This window comes from Sphingomonas sp. Ant H11 (assembly GCF_000797515.1).
Lineage (GTDB): Bacteria > Pseudomonadota > Alphaproteobacteria > Sphingomonadales > Sphingomonadaceae > Sphingomonas.
In genome coordinates, this window is sequence record NZ_JSBN01000043.1 from 18,524 (window position 1) to 37,735 (window position 19,212).

Sequence of the window (19,212 nt, forward strand, 5' to 3'; positions counted from 1 at the left end):
CCAGGCTTGTTCCAACCCGCCAGGATCCATGGCGAGACAGTCAGAATTGGCTCGTAGGTTCCGCTGTGCTCAAGGTAGACGCGACGACGCCTTCAGTTGACTACAAAGTTTGCAAGACATCGTTCTGTTTTATGTATCGTCACCCTTGGTCGGTCGCGCAGTTCAGACGTTGAACACGCGTTTGCGCCGACACGTGTCGATCTACGATGCGTCCGCAATACCGAATTCGGCGGCATCGAGCCCAAGGACCTCGCAGATGCGCAGGGCCGCCCGGCGCTCGTCAGCATCAAAGCCGCCATCGGCGGCGGCGATCGCGCAGCATGCCTCGACCAGCAAAGCCGGGTAGCGCGCCGCACCCTTGACCCTAGCGACGGCCTCGAACGCGGCGGCCTCGCCGCCTTTCCGGTCGGAGGTGAACCGCTCGGTCATCGCTTCGAAGGTGGCGGCGACATCGTCGAGTCCGAAGGCGGCGATCGGCTGGAATCCGCGGAGCAAGCCCAGCATCCGATCATGTTCCTCGGTCGTCACCCAGCCGTCAGCGTAGGCGACCAGCGCGCACCCCGCGACGATGCCCTCCATCAGATGCTCGTTCCGCGCCTGTGAACCTCGTCGCCGAACTCTTCCCAGGAGCGTTTGGAGAAGCGGCCAAGCGAACGTCGATATGGCATGGTCTGTCCTTTCGTGATTGGGCCTTTGGGCGCTGACTGTGATTGCTGGTCAGTCGAAAATGTCGAAGATGCTGGACCGTTTTTTCTTGCGCCGATAGCCGTCGTCATCGTCCCAGTCGCGCTGGCCGTCGTGACGCTGTTCGAACGCTGATCGTGGCGATTGGCCATGCACCGGCCGGTCGTCGGGTTCGGCTTCACGCCCCCCAGCAAGCAGTTTTTCAAGTTCGCCACGATCGAGCCAGACGCCTCGGCAGGTCGGGCAGATGTCGAACTCGATGCCGGACCGCTGTACGGTCTGCATCGATCCGTTGTCGTTGGGGCACAGCAGCAGGGGCATCAGGATTCTCCTGTCAGGGTGGGGACGGGATTGCGGGTGCGCCAGAGGGAATAGGCGATGCCCGAAGCGAGGATCGCGAAGGTGACCCCGAGCGACCAGGCCGGTGGGAACTTTGTAAGTCCGAGCAGGTCAGCGACGAAGATCTTCGAACCGATGAAGATCAGCAGCACCGCCAGCGCCTGCTTCAGATAGGCGAAGCGGTGCAGCACCGCCGCCAGCGCGAAATACAGCGCGCGCAGTCCCAGGATCGCGAAGATATTCGAGGTGTAGACGATGTAGGGATCGGTCGTGATCGCGAAGATCGCCGGCACGGAGTCGACCGCGAAGATCACGTCGGCGATCTCGATCAGGATGAGCGCGAGGAACAACGGCGTCATGTAGCGCACGAGCTTGCCGGTTTTGGGATCGGGCAGCTTCACGAGAAAGCGCTCGCCGTGCAGCTCGTCCGTAACGCGGAAACGGCGGCGGACGAACTTCAGCACCGGGTTGGCGGCTAGGTCCATTTCCTTGTCGCCGAAGGCGAGCATCTTGATGCCGGTTAGGATCAGAAATCCGGCGAACAGGTAGAGCACCCAGCCGAACTCGGCGACGAGCGTTGCCCCGATGCCGATCATGATCGCGCGCAGCACGATCACGCCCAGAATGCCCCAGAACAGCACGCGGTGCTGATACTGGCGCGGCACCGCGAAGAACCCGAAGATCAGCGCGATGACGAAGACGTTGTCGAGCGCGAGGCTCTTCTCGACCACGAAGCCGGTGAGATACTGGATGCCGGCAGTCTCACCCAGCTGCCACCAGACGAGGCCCGCAAATCCTACACCCAGAGCAAGATAGCCTGCCGAAAGCGCTAGGCTCTCGCCGACGCCGATCTCCTTCTGCTTGCGATGCAGGACGCCGAGGTCGAGCGCCAGCAGCACGCCAACTATCGCGACGAAGCCGAGCCACATCCAGGCGGGCTTGCCGAGCCACTCAAGAAACAGAAATTCCAAATACCGCCTCCTTTTACGGAGCGCAGCTCGAGCGGGAGCGGTGAACATCGGACCCGGGCATCGAGCGCACTCGATGCGGTCCGACATCACGATCATCAGGATCGCCAGAGGGGCCCGGCCCGCAATCCGCACATAGGAGCAGTCAAGTGACGTTACAAGAGGACGCCAACAACCGACGCATGAGCAAGCACGCGTCGACACGATTCACGCTTGGCTGTTTAGTTTCGTTGCGGTCAATATGACCTGCGGTTTGCTTGGCCCAGGGTGCCAGCTCCGCTATACTTCGTACGAACGGGCTGGCTACTCGGTGGCGCCTTCGCCTGGATCGCGGGAGGAGCGGATCGTGGTTGGACAGGTTCCGGAAAAACCCCGGCCACGCAAGGCGGCTAACCTATTCTCGTCGCAGTATGCGAAAACCGCGGGCCTATCCAAATCGCGGCTGATTCGAATGCACGACAGCCTTGGCCGCCATGTGGATAGCGGCCAGTTGCCCGGCTTGGTGGCGGTGGTCGCTCGACGAGGCTCGGAGCACGTCGATACCATCGGAACCCTAGGGTTTGACACCGCGGCATCGATGCAGCGCGACACGATCTTCCGCATGGCTTCGGTGACAAAGGTGATCACCGCGGTGGCGACGATGATCCTGGTCGAGGAATGCCGGCTCAGGCTGGACGATCCGGTCGACGAATTCCTCCCGGAGCTGGCGAACCGACAGGTTCTGCGCACGATCAACAGCGCGCTCGAAGACACGGTCCCTGCCACACGCCCAATTACGTTGCGCGACCTGCTGACCTATCGCTCAGGCTATGGTGAAGTCCGGTTTCTCTCGCCTACCTGTCCCCTGCAGGCGGCTATGACCGAGGCCCGCCTGCCGCTCAGCACATTCTACTTTCCGGGAACGCCTGACGAGTATCTGCAGGCGTTGGGACGCCTGCCGCTTGCCAGCCAGCCTGGCGAGCGGTGGCTATATCACGCGAGCGCCGAGATTCTGGGCGTGCTGATCGCGCGTGCGTCCGGCATGCCGCTGTCGGACTTTCTACGGGCGCGCATCTTTGAGCCGCTGGGTATGATCGATAGCGGGTTCACGCTGCCGGAGACCAAGCTCGAGCGGGTGGCGACCTGCTATCAGACGGACTTCGTCACCGGCGTCATCACCCCCCTTGAAGAGGCGCGTGTCGCACTCCTGGCGCAACTCTGCGCGTTCGAATCGGGCGCCGGCGACCAGTTCGTGTCCACCGCCAACGACATGCTCGCATTCGGCCGCATGCTGCTGAACCATGGTGCCTACGGAAAGGAGCGGATCCTGTCCCGATTGTCGATCGAGGCGATGACTACGGACCATTTGACGGCCGACCAAAAGCGGCGTCGCCATTCTTTCCGAGATTCTGGGGCTCACGCGGCTGGGGGCTCGGCGTTTCGATTGTAACCCGGCGTGACGACGTGGCCAGCGTGCCCGGACGCTACGGCTGGGATGGGGTCTTCAGCACGTCGCTGTACATCGACCCCGTTGAGGACTTGGTCGGCATCCTGATGGCGCAATGCCGACCGGGTGCCCTCGCGCTGCATCCGGTAGTGCTGGATTTCTGGACCTCCGCGTATCAGGCGATCGATGATTGAGTCGGAAGCCTAGCTCAGATGGATAATCGTCAGGTCCTCAGCGGAAATCTGGGGGGGGGACGAATCGCCAGACCTATGCGGCTCAATGCCGATCGCGCGAAACGGGGGCGAGCCGACTCTGGTGTTTCTTCATTGGTATCTCATCCGCCAACTCGTCGATCACCGGGGACGCCGGCGATCGTTGCCTTGGCAGTCCTCCGCGAAACGTTAACTGGTGGTGCGGGTGGCCGGGGTCGAACCGGCACTCCTCTCGGAACTGGATTTTGAAGTGGATCGTGTGGTCAAACGGGCTAAATTTCCACGGACGGCGACTCTTCGAATATGAGCCGAAGGCTGAGTGTACGCTCTTGGACGACACCTGCCCTCCGGGACCACCCGTCCAATTTGCACGCTACGGCCCGATATTTCCGCACACGTTCACGCCGGGGCTTCAAAGCGGAAGATCTATCGCCTTCTATCTTCACAAGAGCAAAAGCGTGGAGATAGAGTATGAGTGCTGCCCCGCATGTCGCCCGCAGAACAATTCGTCGGCAGCAGTTGCGGGAGATCGTGCCGCTTGCCGACAGCACGATCTACGATATGGAGCAGCGAGGAGAGTTCCCGCAGCGCTTCTATCTCACCTCGCGCTGCGTCGTCTGGGACTTAGCAGAGGTCGAAGCCTGGCTCGACACTCGACGCCACGCCTCTCGGGCTAACACCGCTAAGCGCGCTCCCTGTCCCGATGTGAGATTGCGCCGTTCGCGGCCCGTCAAACACTAGGCTCAAGCTCAAGCAGCTCCATCGTGGCGGGGAGCAAAGTCGGAACATACTTCCGCCCCAAGACCCAGGCGTCCACCAGATTGGACCACTCCTGCATCATGTGCCGGCGTTGATGCTCGTACTCCGCCTTGTTGTAGACACCCCGCGAGGACCTTCCGTCTTCGTGCGCCAGGCACTTCTCGATCCAGTCACTGTTGAAGCCGAGCTCATTCAACAGGGTCGAGCCTGTGCGTCGAAGATCGTGAACAGTGAAGGATTCGAGTGGCAGCCCCTCCTTTTTCGCTCTGACAACGACTGCGGTCGTGATCCGGTTGAACGTCGCCCGCGACATCGGAGCGTCAGCGTCATATCGCGACGGAAGGACATACCGCGAGTTGCCCGCGCAAGTTTTCAGGGCGATGAAGATGTCGACGGCCTGCTGTGACAGGTAGACATTGTGTGCCTTCGACCGCTTCATTCGCTCCTTGGGTATCGCCCAGACGGCGTTCTCGAAATCGACCTCATCCCAAGTCGCGTCCTGCAGTTCGCTTTTCCGGACCATCGTCAGAAGGAAGAGCTTCATCCCCAGCCTTACAGTCGGCAGGGTCGGTACATGCTCGAGTTGACCGAGCATGATGCGTATCTCCGCAGGAGACAGCGAACGGTCTTTCGATACGAAGGTCGCGATGGACGCGGGCCCAACTTCATCTGCCGGATTCGCGACCTTCTCGCCATGCAAGATCGCGAACGCAAAGATCAGCTTCACGATGTCCCGCACATGGACGGCCGTGGCTGGAGCCCCGCGTTCTTTCACTTTCCCGCACATCATGCGGAGATCGTCGGGCATGATCTCTGTCAGAAGCCTGTTTCGAAACGTCGGCAAGATGTCGCGCTCATAGATCGAGCGCCGCATGGCGCGTGTACTCTCTGCCATGCGCGACTCCTGGAACCATTTTTCGCCGAACTCGCCGAACCGCTTCGCCTCCTTCAGCCGCCGCTTGTGATGCTGCTTCTCTTGAGCAGGGGACCGGCCCTCTGAAATGGCCCGCTTCGCATCGATCAGCTTCTCGCGAGCCCTGGCAAGCGAGAGGCCATCTGGGCCGTATCGGCCGAGCGTCAGCGTCTCGCGACGTCCGTTGAGGCGGTAGTCATATCGGAACACGATCGCCCCCGACGGCTGCACCACAACGTACATACCGTCACGATCGCTCACCTTGTATAATTTTTTCTGTGATCTCAGTGCCTTAATCGCAGCGTCAGTGAGCATGGGGGCCTCCAAAACCGTGCAAAAACTGGAGAGAGGCGCCAATTATACCGTCAGGCCAAAACAGGTGATGCTAGAAGCATGATTCCCGTTTTATATCAGCCTTCTAGTGCCAGAAAAAATACCGTCAGCAGCTCTCTTAACCCTGACGGTATCGCAAAATCCCAGGTCGGACAAGTTTCCCCATACCGTCTGCTATACCGTCAAATCGGAGCAATGCCCCTCGATAGAGAGCGATAGACGCTGATACGATTATCGTTATATTTCAATGTTTTATGTCGTGTTGGAGCGTACAAACGGATACTGTCGGAGGGGCAGAAATCATTCCCACTCGATCGTGCCGGGCGGCTTGCTCGTATAGTCATAGGTAACGCGGTTGATGCCCTTGACCTCGTTGACGATCCGCGTCGCCACGCGCGGCAGGAAGTCACCCGGGAACTGGAATGCCTCGGCGGTCATGCCATCGGTCGAGGTGACGGCGCGCAGCGCCAGCACATTGTCATAGGTGCGCCCGTCGCCCATCACGCCGACGCTGCGCACCGGCAGCAGCACCGCGAACGCCTGCCAGATCGTGTCGTAGAGGCCCGCCGCGCGGATTTCCTCGAGATAGATCGCATCGGCCTTGCGCAGGATGTCGCAGCGTTCCTTGGTCACTTCGCCCGGAATGCGGATCGCGAGGCCCGGCCCGGGGAACGGATGCCGCCCGACAAACGCTTCGGTCAGCCCCAATTCGCGGCCCAGCGCGCGCACTTCGTCCTTGAACAGTTCGCGCAGCGGCTCGACCAACTGCATGTTCATCCGCGCGGGCAGGCCGCCGACATTGTGGTGGCTCTTGATCGTCACCGACGGGCCACCGGTGAAGCTCACGCTTTCGATCACGTCGGGGTAGAGCGTGCCTTGCGCGAGGAAATCGGCCCCGCCCACCTTTTTGGCCTCGGCCTCGAAGATATCGATGAACGCCGCGCCGATGAACTTGCGCTTGGCCTCGGGATCGGTGACGCCCGCCAGCCCTTCGAGGAAGGTCGCCTCGGCATCCACATGCACCAGCGGGATGTTGTAATGGTTGCGGAACAGCGAGACGACTTGCTCGGCCTCGCCGCTGCGCATCAGGCCGTGATCGACGAACACGCAGGTGAGTTGCGCGCCAATCGCCTCATGGATCAACACGGCGGCGACCGCACTGTCGACACCGCCCGACAGGCCGCAAATCACCCGCCCCTTGCCCACCTGCGCGCGGATCTCGGCGATCTTGGCGGCGCGGAATTCGGCCATCGTCCAGTCACCGGTCAGGCCGCAGACGTGCCGCGCGAAATTGGCGATCAGCTTGGCGCCATCGGGCGTGTGCGCCACTTCCATGTGGAATTGCGTGGCGTAATATTTGCGCGCTTCGTCCGCGACGACCGCGATCGGCGAACCGGGGCTGACCGCGACCGGGCGGAAGCCGGGGGCGAGCGCGGTCACCTTGTCGCCATGGCTCATCCACACAGTGTGCTTTTCGCCCGGCTGCCACACGCCGTCGAACAGCGCGCAATGGTCGGTCACTTCGATTACGGCATGACCGAACTCGCCACTTTCGCCGAGCGTCACGCTGCCGCCCAACTGGTGCATCAGCACTTGCTGGCCATAGCAAATGCCCATGATCGGCACGCCGCTATCGAGAATCGCCTGCGGGATACGCGGCGATCCTTCCTCCAGAACCGAAGCCGGGCTGCCCGAGAGGATCACGCCTTTGGGGCTCATCCGGGCGAAGGCCGCATCGGCGGTGGTGAAGGGAGCGATCTCGCTGTAGACGCCAGCCTCACGCACGCGCCGCGCGATCAATTGCGTTACCTGGCTGCCGAAATCGACGATGAGGATGGAGTCGGTCTGATGGGTCATGCGGCCAGATAGCAGATACGCGCGGCGGGGGGAAGAGCTTTGGAAACGGCATGAACAACAAGCGAGGCATGAAAGCGGTAGCGCGCGCCGGTTTCGAACCGATGGTGGAGGCCGCCGGGCGGGACGGGCGCAAACTCGCCGCGCTCGCCGGGCTTGCATCGAAGATCGGACTGCGCGGCCGGGTTTTTCCGCTGGCGACCGAAGCCCGCGCGCTCGCCCCCGATGACGGGGAGGTCGCCGCGCGCACTCAGCAATTGATTGGGCAAAGCGTGCCGCGCTGGCATTTCAATATGCTGCGCGACGAACCGCGCAACGCCGCTTTCGATGCCGCAATCCGGCGAGCGGTGACGCCGGGCACGCATGTGCTCGATATCGGCGCGGGCAGCGGCCTGCTGTCGATGATGGCCGCGCGCGCCGGCGCGGGGCGCGTTGTTGCGTGCGAGGAAAACCCCGCAATCGCCGATTCCGCGACGCGCATCGTCGCCGCCAATGGCTATGCCGACCGTATTCGCGTCGTCACCGGCAATTCGACCGAACTTGATCTCGAATCCGATCTCGAGGGCCGCGCCGATGTGATCGTGTCCGAAATCGTCTCGAACAACCTGCTCGCCGAAGGTGTGCTGAACACGCTGGCGGATGCGGCATCGCGGTTGCTGGCTCCCGGCGGGCAGATGATCCCACAGGGCGGCGCAGTGATGGTCGCGTTGGCCAATTGGAGCGGAGCGGCTCAAACCCACATGGCGGAGGTCGCCGGGTTCGATCTCGACGGGTTCAACACGCTGGCGCAGGTGCCGCGCAACGTCGCAGTCAGCGACGCGACGCTCTCACTACACAGCGCGCCCGCCGCCTTGTTGGCGTTCGATTTCACCGGCAAGGCCGCGCGCGAGCCGCACCGTGCCGAAACGACGCTGGTCAGCGACGGCACGCCCGTCTGCGGGATCGTGCAGTGGATCCGGCTCGATCTCGACGCCGAGGGCACCTATGAGAACCGCCCGGGCCCCGCCGCCAAATCGCATTGGGGTGCGCAATTCTATCCGTTCGACACGCCGCTCGATCTTCCAGCGGGCACCCCGGTGCGGATCGCCGGGGTGCATGACGGCAACCAATTGCTGGTGTGGCGGGAGGGGTAAGCCTCCCCCCACCCTGCCGCGCGGCTTACTCGACCGGCTTGACCGTCAGCCCCGTCCACTTCGCCGCGAACGCCCAGGCGTCGGCGGTTTCGGCGATCACCTTGTCGGTCGGCTTGCCCGAGCCATGGCCTGCGCGCGTCTCGATCCGCACCAGCCGCGGCTTCGGCCCCAGATCGAGCGATTGCAGCATCGCAGTATATTTGAAGGTATGCCCCGGCACGACGCGGTCGTCGGTATCGGCGGTCTCGGCCAGGATCGCCGGGTACGCCTTGCCCGCGCGGATATTGTGATAGGGCGAATAGGCGTAGAGCGTCTTGAAATCGGCTTCCTTCGAGGGATAGCCATAGTCATCGACCCAATAGCGCCCGGCGGTGAAGCGGTCGAAGCGCAGCATATCCATCACGCCCACTGCGGGCAGCGCCGCCGCGAACAGGTCCGGCCGCTGATTGGTCACCGCGCCCACCAGCAAGCCGCCATTCGATCCGCCCTGGATGGCAAGCTGGTCCGTACCGGTTATGCCTTGCGCCTTCAGATATTCGCCCGCGGCGATGAAGTCGTCGAACACATTCTGCTTGTTGGCCAGGCGACCGCCATCGTGCCACGCCTTGCCATATTCGCCACCGCCGCGAATGTTCGCGACCGCCAGCACCCCGCCCTGCTCCAGCCACGCCAGCCGCGTCGCCGAGAACGCTGGCGTCACCGAAATGTTGAAGCCGCCATAAGCGTAGAGCAGCGTCGGGGCCGGTCCGGTGACATCACTGCGCCGGACGATGAACATCGGCACCTGCGTGCCGTCCTTCGACGCGTAGAAGCGCTGCTCGACCGTGTAACGCGCCGGATCGAACGCCACCTTCGGCGCGGCCCATGGCGTCGCCTGCCCGGTGGTCACGTCATAGCGATAGATCGTCGTCGGCGTGGCGAAGCTGGTGAAGGCAAAGAAGGTCTCGGGATCGCCCTCCTCGCCGCCAAAGCCCCCGGCCGCGCCGATGCCAGGCAGCGGCACTACGCCATCTGGCTTGCCCTCCAGCGTGTAGCGGCGAATCTCGCTCTTCACGTCGGCGAGGTAGGACACCAGCAACTTACCACCGACCAGCGAGGCACCGGCGAGCACATCCTTGCCCTGCGCCACGAGTTCCTGCTCGGGCACTTCGGCCGAGCGCGCGTAAAGATTGGTCGCGACGATCCGGCCGCGCGGCGCATTCTTGTTGGTCACCCAATAGAAATTCCCGCCGACATTGCCCGCCAGGCTCCACTCATAGTCCAGCCCCTTGAAGATCGTGCGCGGCACCGGCGTGGGCGCGGTCAGATCGATGACGGTGATCTGATAGCGGTTGTCGGTGCCTTCATGCGTCGTGATGACCAGCCATTTGCCGTCATCGGTCACTTGCGCGGTGTGGCCGAGCTTGGGGCTCTCGGGCGTGGCGTAGATCAGCGGGTCGGCCGCCTGCGCGGTGCCGAGCTTGTGGAAGTAGATTTGCTGGTTCTCGTTCAGCGCCTGGAACTTCGCCCCCGCCGCCGGTGCTGCGAAGCGCGAATAATAGAAGCCCGAGCCATCCTTAGCCCAGGCCAGGCCGGAGAATTTCACCCACTCGATCGTGTCCGAAACCGCTCCGGTGGCCACGTCGAGGACCTTGACCGTGCGCCAGTCGGTGCCGCCATCCTGCACCGCATAAGCGAGCTTCTTGCCGTCCTCGGACGGGCTCCACTCGGCGAGCGCGGTCGCGCCGTCATTCGACCAGCCATTGGGGTCGATCAACACCCGCCCGGCACCGTCAACGCTGTCGCGCACATACAGTACCGCCTGGTTCTGCAGGCCGCTATTGTGGGTATAGAAATAGTGGCCGCCCTTCTTCACCGGCACGCCGAAACGCTCATAATCGAGCAATGTCTTCAACCGCGCCGCAAAGATGTCGCGGCCGGGCAGCGTCGCCAGATAGGCGTTGGTGACGGCATTCTCGTCCGCCACCCATTTCGCGACCTCGGCATCGGTGCGCACATCGTTTTCGAGCCAGCGATACGGATCGGCGACCTTCACGCCGAACTGTTCGTCGGTCTGGGTCACGCGGCGGGTTTCGGGATATTGCATGGTCTGGGCCTGTAGTTGCGCGGGAGCCGCGAGAACGAGAGCGATCAGCGGCAGGGTTAAGCGCATGTAGGGCTCCAAAACGAAAAAAGGAGCCGCACTCTACCGAGTGCGGCTCCTTTCTCAATCTCTTGATCGCATCACCCGCTACATCCGCGTCGTGGCGAAGCCACGCCGTCGAACGGCGCTTTATGCGCCGTCGGCCGGACGAGGCGAAAAGCGGTGCTTAGCTACGCTAAGCTCATGCCGCCTCGTCATACTCACCGTCATTCAGCACCGGGCCCGAATCCTGGCCCTTGGCGCTGACGTCGCGGTCGACGAATTCGATGATCGCCATCGGCGATGCGTCCGACAAGCGGATGCCGGCCTTGATGATGCGGGTGTAGCCGCCGTTACGATCGGCATAGCGCGTCGCCAGAACGTCGAACAGCTTAACCAGCTGCGCATCGTCGAGCAGCCGGGCGTGCGCCAGGCGACGGTTGGACAGGCCACCCTTCTTCGCCAGCGTGATCAGCTTTTCAACGTAAGGACGCAGTTCCTTCGCCTTGGCGACGGTGGTGGTGATCTGCTCGTGCTTGATGAGGGCAGCGGACATGTTGCGGAACAACGCAATGCGATGTGCCGAGGTACGCTGCAGTTTACGACCGCCTACGCGATGACGCATGATAATTTCCTTCGTTCGTTAAGGGGCCGTTTGACGGAACCCCAGACCAGGTGGGGACGGTTCGCCCACCCAAATGACCGTCACCCCGGCGAAGGCCGGAGCCGTTTCGTTATGGGGCACTCGCTCCGCACTTGCGCGAGGCAGCCCCGGCTTTCGCCGGGGCGACGTGCCTTAGCCCATAATCTCTTGTTCAAGCTTCTTGGCCATCTCTTCGATGTTCTCAGGCGGCCAGCCCGGGATTTCCATGCCGAGGCGCAGCCCCATCGAGGAGAGCACTTCCTTGATCTCGTTGAGCGACTTGCGGCCGAAGTTCGGCGTGCGCAGCATCTCGGCTTCGGTCTTCTGGACCAGATCGCCGATATAGATGATGTTGTCGTTCTTGAGGCAGTTGGCCGAGCGCACCGACAGTTCGAGCTCGTCGACCTTCTTGAGCAGGTAGCGGTTGATCTGCTGCGTGTCGCCAGCGACTTCGCCACCGGTCGCCGCCGGGGCAGCATGGCCGATCGGGGCTGCGCGCGTGACCGACGAATCATCGAAGTGCACGAACAAAGCGAGCTGGTCCTGCAGAATGCGACCGGCATAGCCAACCGCGTCCTCAGGTGTGATCGTGCCGTCGGTCTCGACCGTCAGCGTCAGCTTGTCATAATCGAGTTCCTGCCCGACGCGGGTGTTCTCGACCTTGTAGCTGACCTGCTTGACCGGCGAATACAGCGCATCGACCGGGATCAGGCCGATCGGCGCATCTGCCGGACGGTTGGCAACCGCTGCGACATAGCCTTTACCGACATCGGCGGTCAGTTCCATGTTCAGCGTCGCGCCATCGTCGAGGTGGCACAGCACCAGCTGCGGGTTCATCACTTCGATGTCGCCCGAAACCGCAATGTCGCCCGCCTTGACCGGGCCAGGGCCCGTTGCCGAAAGCTGAAGCCGCTTCGGCCCCTCGCCCTGCATGCGCAGCGCGATTTGCTTCACGTTCAGCACGATGTCGGTTACGTCCTCGCGAACGCCCGCGAGCGAGGAGAATTCATGCAGAACGTTCTCGATCTTGATCGAGGTGACGGCCGCACCCTGCAGCGAGGACAGCAGCACGCGACGCAGCGCGTTGCCCAGCGTCAGGCCGAAGCCACGCTCCAGCGGCTCGGCGATGAAGGTCGCCTTGCGCTTGCCGTCTCCGCCGGGCTTCTTTTCGAGGCCGGACGGCTTCTTCAATTCCTGCCAGTTCTTTGCATTGACGGACATAGGCTATCCCTTGGTTTTGGGCCGGAATGGGGCAATCCCGGCCATATATGAATCGAACCGTGCAGCGCGATCAACCGCGCACGGTCGAGACGAAGTCAGACGCGACGACGCTTGGACGGGCGGACGCCGTTGTGCGGGATCGAGGTCACGTCGCGGATCGAAGTGATCTGGAAGCCGACGGCCTGCAATGCGCGCAGCGCCGACTCACGGCCCGAACCGGGGCCCTTCACTTCGACTTCGAGCGTGCGGACGCCATGTTCGGCGGCCTTCTTGCCGGCGTCTTCCGCTGCGACCTGCGCGGCGTACGGCGTCGACTTGCGCGAGCCCTTGAAGCCCATCGCCCCTGCCGACGACCAGCTGATCGCGTTGCCCTGGGCATCGGTGATCGTGATCATCGTGTTGTTGAAGCTTGCGTTCACATGGGCAACGCCCGAGGTGATGTTCTTGCGTTCGCGGCGCTTAATGCGCTGTGGTTCACGTGCCATTGTCTGTCCCTAATCCTTCGTCGAGGAGCGAGCCGCGGTCACCCGCGGCTCAAGCTCACTTCTTCTTACCGGCGATCGGCTTGGCCTTGCCCTTGCGAGTGCGCGCATTGGTATGCGTGCGCTGGCCACGAACCGGCAGGCCCTTGCGATGACGCAGGCCGCGATAGCAGGCCAGATCCATCAGGCGCTTGATGTTCATCGCAACCTGGCGACGAAGATCACCCTCGACGGTATAGTCGGCGTCGATGGTCTCGCGGATGTGGAGGACTTCCTGGTCGGTCAGGTCCTGCACGCGCGCGGTCAGCGGGATGCCGAGCTTGGTGACGATTTCCTTGGCCTTGGTGTCGCCAATGCCGTGAATGTAGGTGAGCGCAATAACAACGCGCTTGTTGGTCGGGATGTTGACCCCGGCGATACGTGCCATGAACTTGTTCTCCTGCTCCACAGGGTGCGCATGGCTGCGGACCCCATCTCATCGCGTTGCCTACCGTAACGCACGACACCGGCGAGCGCAAACATGCGCCGCCGGAGACCGGTGTTTCGGAATGGAAGTGCGTTAAGACCCGACTCACCTGCTGTCAAGCGCCCGATCACGCCGTCAGTGGGATGACGATCGCCACGATCAGGCCGGGCGCGTGGTCGCCCAGTTCCAGACGCCCGCCATGCAGCCGGCGACCGCCTCGACCAGCGCCATGCCGAGCCCCGCCCCCGGCACACTGCGCGCGACATCCAGCCGCCCGAACCGACGCAGCGCCTGCGCACGGTCAGCCTCGGCGATGCCTGGGCCGCGATCGGCAACCTGAAAGCGCGCTTCGTCCGGACCGATCACCAGCCCGAGCCGGATCTCCCCACCCTGTGCCGCATGGCGCAGTGCATTGTCGATCAAATTGGCGATCGCCTGCGTCATCAACTCGCGGTGCAGCACGATCTGCGGCGGGTGCGCCTCAATCCCGACCTCGAACCGCATGCCGGAATCTTCGATCACCGGGCCGTAAAGCTCGGCAATCTCCTCCATCAACGCGGCCGGGTCGATCGGTGCCAGACGGTCGCGCGGGACCGATTCGGCGCGCGTGATCTCGATCATCGTCGACAGCATCCGCATCACCAGATCGGTCTCGATCAGCAGCCCGCCCATCGCCGCCTCGCGCTGTGCCGGATCGGCCTGCAGCACCGCCACCTCGGCCTTGGCGCGCAACCGCGCGAGCGGAGACCGCAAATCGTGCGCCAGGCCATCGGTGACGATCCGCAATTCGGTCATCAGCCGTTCGGTCTTGTCGAGCATCGCGTTGAGCCGTGTCGCCAGTCGGTCGAACGCGTCGCCACCCCCCGGATGCCCGGCCGCCGGATTGACCACGCGGCGCGACAGGTCGCCGCTGGCCACCCCTTCGATCACATCGGCAACCCGGTCAAGCCGCCGCCCGACATAGCGGGTCACAATCAGCCCGCCGCCAATGCCAAGAGCCAGCGACAGCAGCATCGCCGCAGCAAGCGCGCGCTCGATCCCCTGTTGTTCCTGCTCCCAATCGTCGAGCAAGCGCCCGCTGACCAATCGGTACGGGCCGACCTCGCGCACCGCATACCCCGCCTCGCGCTCCAGCCACGGGCTTGAATCCCCCATGCGTCCGATGCGGAAGATGGTGGGTGCCGGTGCCCCGCTGCCGACGATCGCCGGGCCGATGCCAGCAACGCGCCGCCCATCAGCAGCGATCACCGCGACGATGCGCGAACGATCTCCATTTGCGCGCCCCTCGTCGATCGTCCGCGCCAGCGCGGGGAGGCCGCCGGCGCGATAGATCGCCACCAGCCCCTCCGATTCCTCGACAGTATCGCGGCGCAACTCGTCGATCGCCTGGTCGCGGACAAGCTTCCAGACGAACGCCACCAGTGCGACATTGGAGGTGAGCCCCAGCAGAATTGCCAGCAGCGCAATACGCGCGGTTACCGACAGGCGGGACGACAGGGAAATGGCTATGGCTCGACCGAGAGCCGATACCCGGCCCCACGCACGGTGTGCAGGATCGGCGCGGCGAAGCCCTCCTCGAGCTTGCGACGCAACCGCCCGATATGCACATCGACCACGTTCGATCCGGGATCGAAATGATAGTTCCAGATCTTCTCCAACATCATCGTGCGCGTGACCACTTGTCCGGCATGGCGCGCGAGATATTCGAGGAGATTGAATTCGCGCGCGCAAGCTGAATTGGCCGCCCCGCGCGGGCGACTGTGCGCCCGAGCAAGTCGATTTCCAGATCACCGACTGACAAGCGCGTCGCCTGCCCCTCCCCCGCACCACGATCGACGCGGCGGAAGATCGCATCGATGCGCGCGGTCAGCTCGGCGAAGGAAAACGGCTTCACCAAATAATCGTCGGCACCGGCATTCAATCCGTCGATCCGGTCGTCGACAGTCCCCAACGCTGAGAGAATCAAGGTCGGCGTGCGCACCCCGGCCGCGCGAATCGCGCCGAGCATCGCAATGCCGTTCAGCCCCGGCAACATGCGATCGGCGATGATGAGATCGAAAATGCCCTCGCTCGCCAGAAACAATCCGTCGCGCCCATCGGAGCAGGATTCGACCGCAAAGCCCGCCTCGCTCAAGCCCTTGGCGAGATAGGCGGAGGTGGAGCTATCGTCCTCAACGATCAGAATCTTGCGGGTCACAGGCGGCATTCCGGGCGGTTTCCTCGTGCCTAGAATGAAATGAGGCCGACGGAAAGCATGCCTTCCGCCGGCCAACGACACTCCCGGGAGTGCGAGTGTCGATCTCGTGAATACATTTCCGGCCAGCGTGCATGGCCTGCGCCCTTCATGCGCCGGTCGCGTATCCAACGCGATGACGCTGAGGTGACGAAAATGTCATTCGCCCGAGAAACGCCTCACGCACCGCCAGCGTGAGCCCGCATTGTCTTTTGAGCCAACCGATCAGCCAGCGTCGAGAATCGCCTCGATTGCGCCCGTCACATCGGCAATGTCGCCCATGCCATCGACCCGCGCGAGCAACCCGCGCGCCTGGTAGATCGGGATGATCGGCTCGGTCTTGGCGCGATATTCGGCCATGCGCGTGCGCACGGTTTCCTCATTATCGTCGGGTCGGCGTTTGAATTCATGCCCGCCGCACACGTCGCACGTGCCCGCGATCTTGGGCTGTTTGAAGCTGTCGTGATAGCCCGCACCACAGGTGGCGCAGGTATAACGACCAACGATCCGCGCGACGAGCGCATCCTCGTTCACGTCGAGTTCGATCACGGTGTCGAGCTTGCGGCCATGCTGGGCAAGGATCGTATCGAGCGATTCGACCTGGGCCGCGGTCCGCGGATATCCGTCGAAGATCGTGCCTTGCTCGGGCGAGAGCGTGCCAAGCTTGTCATCGATCAACGCGGAAACGATCTCGTCGGATACGAGCGCGCCCGAATCCATCACCGCCGCAACCTGATGGCCGAGCGGCGTGTCGGCCTTGCGCGCGGCGCGCAGCATGTCGCCGGTCGAAAGCTGGATCATACCGCGATCCGCCTCGAGATGGCTGGCCTGGGTGCCCTTGCCGGCTCCCGGCGGCCCCAACAGGATGATGTTCAATACGCTCTCCCCAATCGCCGTGGCGACTCGCGTCCCGCTTTTAGCGGAGACGCCCGCCCTTCAGCTTCGCCTTCTTGATCAGATCGCCATATTGATGCGCAAGCAAATGGCTCTGAATCTGCGTCACCGTATCCATTGTTACGTTGACCACGATCAGCAAGCTAGTGCCACCAAGGTAGAAGGGAATCGACAGCGCCGACACCAGATATTCCGGCAACAGGCAGATGATCGCCAGATACCCGGCACCGATCACGGTGATACGCGTCAGCACATAGTCGAAATACGCCTCGGTGTTCTTGCCCGGGCGGATGCCGGGGATGAAGCCGCCATAGCGCTTGAGATTGTCGGCGGTCTCTTCCGGGTTGAACACCACGGCGGTGTAGAAGAACGAGAAGAAGACGATGCCCGCGCCGTAGAGCAGCATGTACACCAGCGACCCATGCTGCAGATATTGGTTGAGCCCGATGACGACATCGCCCCACCAGGTTTCCTTGCCGCCCGTCGGCTGTTTGCCCGCAAGCTGCATCACCGTCAGCGGCATCAGCAGCAGCGACGAGGCGAAAATCGGCGGGATCACGCCTGCCGTGTTGATCTTGAGCGGCAAATGGCTGCGATCGGCCTGCATGCCGCGCTGCGTTTGGCGCTTCGGGTATTGGATCAGGATGCGGCGCTGCGCGCGCTCCATGAAGCAGATGAACAGGATCAGGCCCGCCACCGCGACGATGATGCCGAGGATCTTGAACCCATCGAGGTTCCCCGCGCGGCCGCCCTCGGCCAGCGTGTAGAGCGTCGTCGGCAAGTTCGCGACGATACCGGCCATGATGATCAGCGACATGCCGTTGCCGATGCCGCGACTGGTGATCTGCTCACCGATCCACATCAAGAACATGGTGCCGCCGACTAGGCTGACGATCGAGCCGATGATGAACATCGGGCCGGGGTTCACGACGACGCCCTGGCTTTCGAAGCCGAGCGTCAGGAAATAGCCCTGGATGATGGTCAGCGCGACGGTGCCGTAGCGCGTATATTGGTTGAGCCGCTTGCGCCCGCTCTCGCCTTCCTTCTTGATCGCGGCGAGCGTCGGCGACAGCGAGGTCGCGAGCTGCACTACGATCGAGGCGGTGATGTAGGGCGTGACGCCCAAAGCGATCAAGCTGGCGCGCTTGAGCGAACCACCCGAGAACGCGTTGAAGAAATCGAGCACGCCACCGCTGGTACGGCTGGCCAGTTCGGTCAGCGCAGTCGGATCGATCCCCGGCAGCGGCACATAGCTGAGCAGGCGGAAAACGATCAAAGCGCCGATGGTAAACCACAGCCGCTTCTTGAGGTCGGTCGCCTGTGCGAATTTCGACAGGCTGATGCTGGAAGCCATCTGGTCGGCTGCGGATGCCATGTGCGTCTATCGTCCTGGATGCAGTAGCGGCGGAAACAAAAAGGGCGGGAAACGTTTTACCGCCCCGCCGCTCATATAGGGGCCCAAGCGGGCTTGTCTAATGGGTTGCGCGAAGAGATCGCGCTAACCTACCCCTATCCGTTCGTTTCGAGCCTAGTCGAGAAACCCCGCGCAGCGCCTGATACCTGTTTCTCGACTTCGCTCGAAACGAACGGAGGGAGCGACAGAGCGCGTCTAGAAGCCGAGATCCCTTAAACGATTTGTCCCGAACAGCGGGGTCGCTGTTCGGGACAAAGAGTATCAGATCGTCCGGCTTACGCCTTAAACGATTCCTTGTGCGCCTTGCGCTCGCGATACTTGACGCCCTTCTTGGCGGCAGCCTTTTCAGCGGCAGGAACGACGTGGATCACGTCGACCGAACCACCGGCCTTCTCGACCGCTTCGATCGCGCCCTTGGACGCGCCGGCAACCGTGAACGACAGCTTGGTGGTCAGTTCGCCCTTGCCGAGCAGACGGACGCCGTCCTTGCCACCGCGTGCCAGGCCAGCGGCCTTCAGCGCGTCATGGTCGAGGCTCGCACCGGCTTCGATCTTGCCCGCGTCAACCGCGACCTGGATCGCGCCGAGGTTCACCTCAGCATAATCCTTGGCGAAGATGTTGTTGAAGCCACGCTTCGGCAACCGCATGTGCAGCGGCATCTGGCCGCCTTCGAAACCGGCGATGGAAACGCCCTCGCGGCTCTTCTGGCCCTTCTGGCCGCGGCCTGCGGTCTTGCCCTTGCCGGAACCGATACCACGGCCGACACGCATTTTCGACTTACGCGCACCGGCGTTGTCACGGATATCATTAAGTTTCATGTGTGCACTCGCTTTCGCTTTTGACGCGCTGGATAAATGAGGAAGGGGGCCGTTAGCCCCCTGCCCCGGATTTGTCTACTTCTTCTCCCTCTCCCCTGTGGGGAGAGGGAGAAGAAGTTTACGCCTCGATCTTCACCATGTGCGCGACCTTGCGGATCATGCCACGAACTTCGGGCGTGTCCTGCAGCTCGCGCGTGCGGTGCATCTTGTTGAGGCCGAGACCGATCAGCGTTGCGCGCTGGTCCTTCTCGCGGCGGATCGGCGAACCGGTCTGCGTGATCTTGATGGTTGCCATGGG

At 62.9% G+C, this 19,212-nt stretch carries 19 protein-coding genes and 1 pseudogene; 4 read left to right on the forward strand and 16 right to left on the reverse strand.

Annotated elements, in window-relative coordinates; all coding sequences use genetic code 11:
• Positions 1-201: 201 nt before the first annotated feature.
• The 3 genes from NW75_RS09365 to NW75_RS09375 form a co-directional block, all read right to left on the reverse strand.
• Positions 202-579 (reverse strand): tellurite resistance TerB family protein, encoded by a 378-nt coding sequence (locus tag NW75_RS09365; protein ID WP_052192342.1) that lies wholly within the window; start codon positions 577-579, stop codon positions 202-204.
• Between the two features lie 138 nt (positions 580-717).
• Complete coding sequence (locus NW75_RS09370) at positions 718-1,005, reverse strand: TFIIB-type zinc ribbon-containing protein (RefSeq protein ID WP_033964917.1); 288 nt, start codon at positions 1,003-1,005, stop codon at positions 718-720.
• A complete protein-coding gene (locus NW75_RS09375; protein WP_033964919.1) occupies positions 1,005-1,994 on the reverse strand; it encodes a TerC family protein in 990 nt (329 codons plus the stop codon). Before NW75_RS09375 ends, NW75_RS09370 begins: the two co-directional genes overlap by 1 nt.
• A gap of 343 nt (positions 1,995-2,337) precedes the next feature.
• On the opposite strand from NW75_RS09375, the gene NW75_RS09380 reads away from it, so the two are divergent.
• The 3 genes from NW75_RS09380 (at position 2,338) to NW75_RS23715 (ending at position 4,370) form a co-directional block, all read left to right on the forward strand.
• Entirely contained in the window at positions 2,338-3,420 is a 1,083-nt protein-coding gene (locus NW75_RS09380) for a serine hydrolase domain-containing protein (RefSeq protein ID WP_197057780.1), read from the forward strand.
• A gap of 14 nt (positions 3,421-3,434) precedes the next feature.
• On the forward strand, positions 3,435-3,611 hold the full coding sequence (locus NW75_RS25100) for a hypothetical protein (protein ID WP_197057781.1): 177 nt from the start codon (positions 3,435-3,437) through the stop codon (positions 3,609-3,611).
• Positions 3,612-4,100: 489 nt separating this feature from the next.
• A complete protein-coding gene (locus NW75_RS23715; RefSeq protein WP_081988710.1) occupies positions 4,101-4,370 on the forward strand; it encodes a helix-turn-helix transcriptional regulator in 270 nt (89 codons plus the stop codon).
• Here NW75_RS23715 and NW75_RS09385 read toward each other — a convergent pair.
• Entirely contained in the window at positions 4,360-5,616 is a 1,257-nt protein-coding gene (locus NW75_RS09385; protein ID WP_033964920.1) for a tyrosine-type recombinase/integrase, read from the reverse strand. The two genes, NW75_RS23715 and NW75_RS09385, sit on opposite strands and share 11 nt — an antisense overlap.
• Before the next feature lie 318 nt (positions 5,617-5,934).
• On the reverse strand, positions 5,935-7,491 hold the full coding sequence (gene guaA, locus NW75_RS09390; protein ID WP_033964921.1) for a glutamine-hydrolyzing GMP synthase: 1,557 nt from the start codon (positions 7,489-7,491) through the stop codon (positions 5,935-5,937).
• A gap of 50 nt (positions 7,492-7,541) precedes the next feature.
• On the opposite strand from guaA, the gene NW75_RS09395 reads away from it, so the two are divergent.
• A complete protein-coding gene (locus NW75_RS09395; protein ID WP_052192343.1) occupies positions 7,542-8,621 on the forward strand; it encodes a 50S ribosomal protein L11 methyltransferase in 1,080 nt (359 codons plus the stop codon).
• 25 nt (positions 8,622-8,646) lie between these two features.
• Here the strand turns inward: NW75_RS09395 and NW75_RS09400 are convergent, their stop codons facing one another.
• From NW75_RS09400 to rpmD, 11 genes and pseudogenes are all read right to left on the reverse strand, one after another.
• Positions 8,647-10,773, reverse strand: a complete 2,127-nt coding sequence (locus tag NW75_RS09400) for a prolyl oligopeptidase family serine peptidase (protein ID WP_033964922.1) — start codon at positions 10,771-10,773, stop codon at positions 8,647-8,649.
• A 172-nt stretch (positions 10,774-10,945) separates the two neighbouring features.
• Positions 10,946-11,368, reverse strand: a complete 423-nt coding sequence (gene rplQ / locus NW75_RS09405; RefSeq protein WP_010403700.1) for a 50S ribosomal protein L17 — start codon at positions 11,366-11,368, stop codon at positions 10,946-10,948.
• 171 nt (positions 11,369-11,539) lie between these two features.
• On the reverse strand, positions 11,540-12,607 hold the full coding sequence (locus NW75_RS09410; protein WP_033964923.1) for a DNA-directed RNA polymerase subunit alpha: 1,068 nt from the start codon (positions 12,605-12,607) through the stop codon (positions 11,540-11,542).
• 95 nt (positions 12,608-12,702) lie between these two features.
• Positions 12,703-13,092, reverse strand: coding sequence for a 30S ribosomal protein S11 (gene rpsK / locus NW75_RS09415; protein WP_010164557.1), 390 nt, complete (start codon positions 13,090-13,092; stop codon positions 12,703-12,705).
• 55 nt (positions 13,093-13,147) lie between these two features.
• Positions 13,148-13,516 (reverse strand): 30S ribosomal protein S13, encoded by a 369-nt coding sequence (gene rpsM, locus NW75_RS09420; RefSeq protein WP_033964976.1) that lies wholly within the window; start codon positions 13,514-13,516, stop codon positions 13,148-13,150.
• Between the two features lie 198 nt (positions 13,517-13,714).
• The gene (locus NW75_RS09425) at positions 13,715-14,974 is read right to left on the reverse strand and encodes a HAMP domain-containing sensor histidine kinase (RefSeq protein ID WP_231565085.1); all 1,260 of its coding nucleotides are present in this window, start codon (positions 14,972-14,974) and stop codon (positions 13,715-13,717) included.
• Between the two features lie 86 nt (positions 14,975-15,060).
• Positions 15,061-15,752, reverse strand: a pseudogene (locus NW75_RS09430) (response regulator transcription factor).
• A gap of 261 nt (positions 15,753-16,013) precedes the next feature.
• Positions 16,014-16,664 (reverse strand): adenylate kinase, encoded by a 651-nt coding sequence (locus NW75_RS09435; protein WP_033964926.1) that lies wholly within the window; start codon positions 16,662-16,664, stop codon positions 16,014-16,016.
• Between the two features lie 40 nt (positions 16,665-16,704).
• A complete protein-coding gene (gene secY / locus NW75_RS09440) occupies positions 16,705-18,057 on the reverse strand; it encodes a preprotein translocase subunit SecY (protein WP_033964927.1) in 1,353 nt (450 codons plus the stop codon).
• A 314-nt stretch (positions 18,058-18,371) separates the two neighbouring features.
• The gene (gene rplO / locus NW75_RS09445) at positions 18,372-18,914 is read right to left on the reverse strand and encodes a 50S ribosomal protein L15 (RefSeq protein ID WP_033964928.1); all 543 of its coding nucleotides are present in this window, start codon (positions 18,912-18,914) and stop codon (positions 18,372-18,374) included.
• Between the two features lie 118 nt (positions 18,915-19,032).
• Positions 19,033-19,209 carry a 50S ribosomal protein L30 gene (rpmD, locus tag NW75_RS09450; protein ID WP_010403711.1) on the reverse strand — a complete coding sequence of 59 codons (177 nt, stop codon included), beginning with the start codon at positions 19,207-19,209 and terminating at the stop codon, positions 19,033-19,035.
• Positions 19,210-19,212 lie beyond the last annotated feature (3 nt).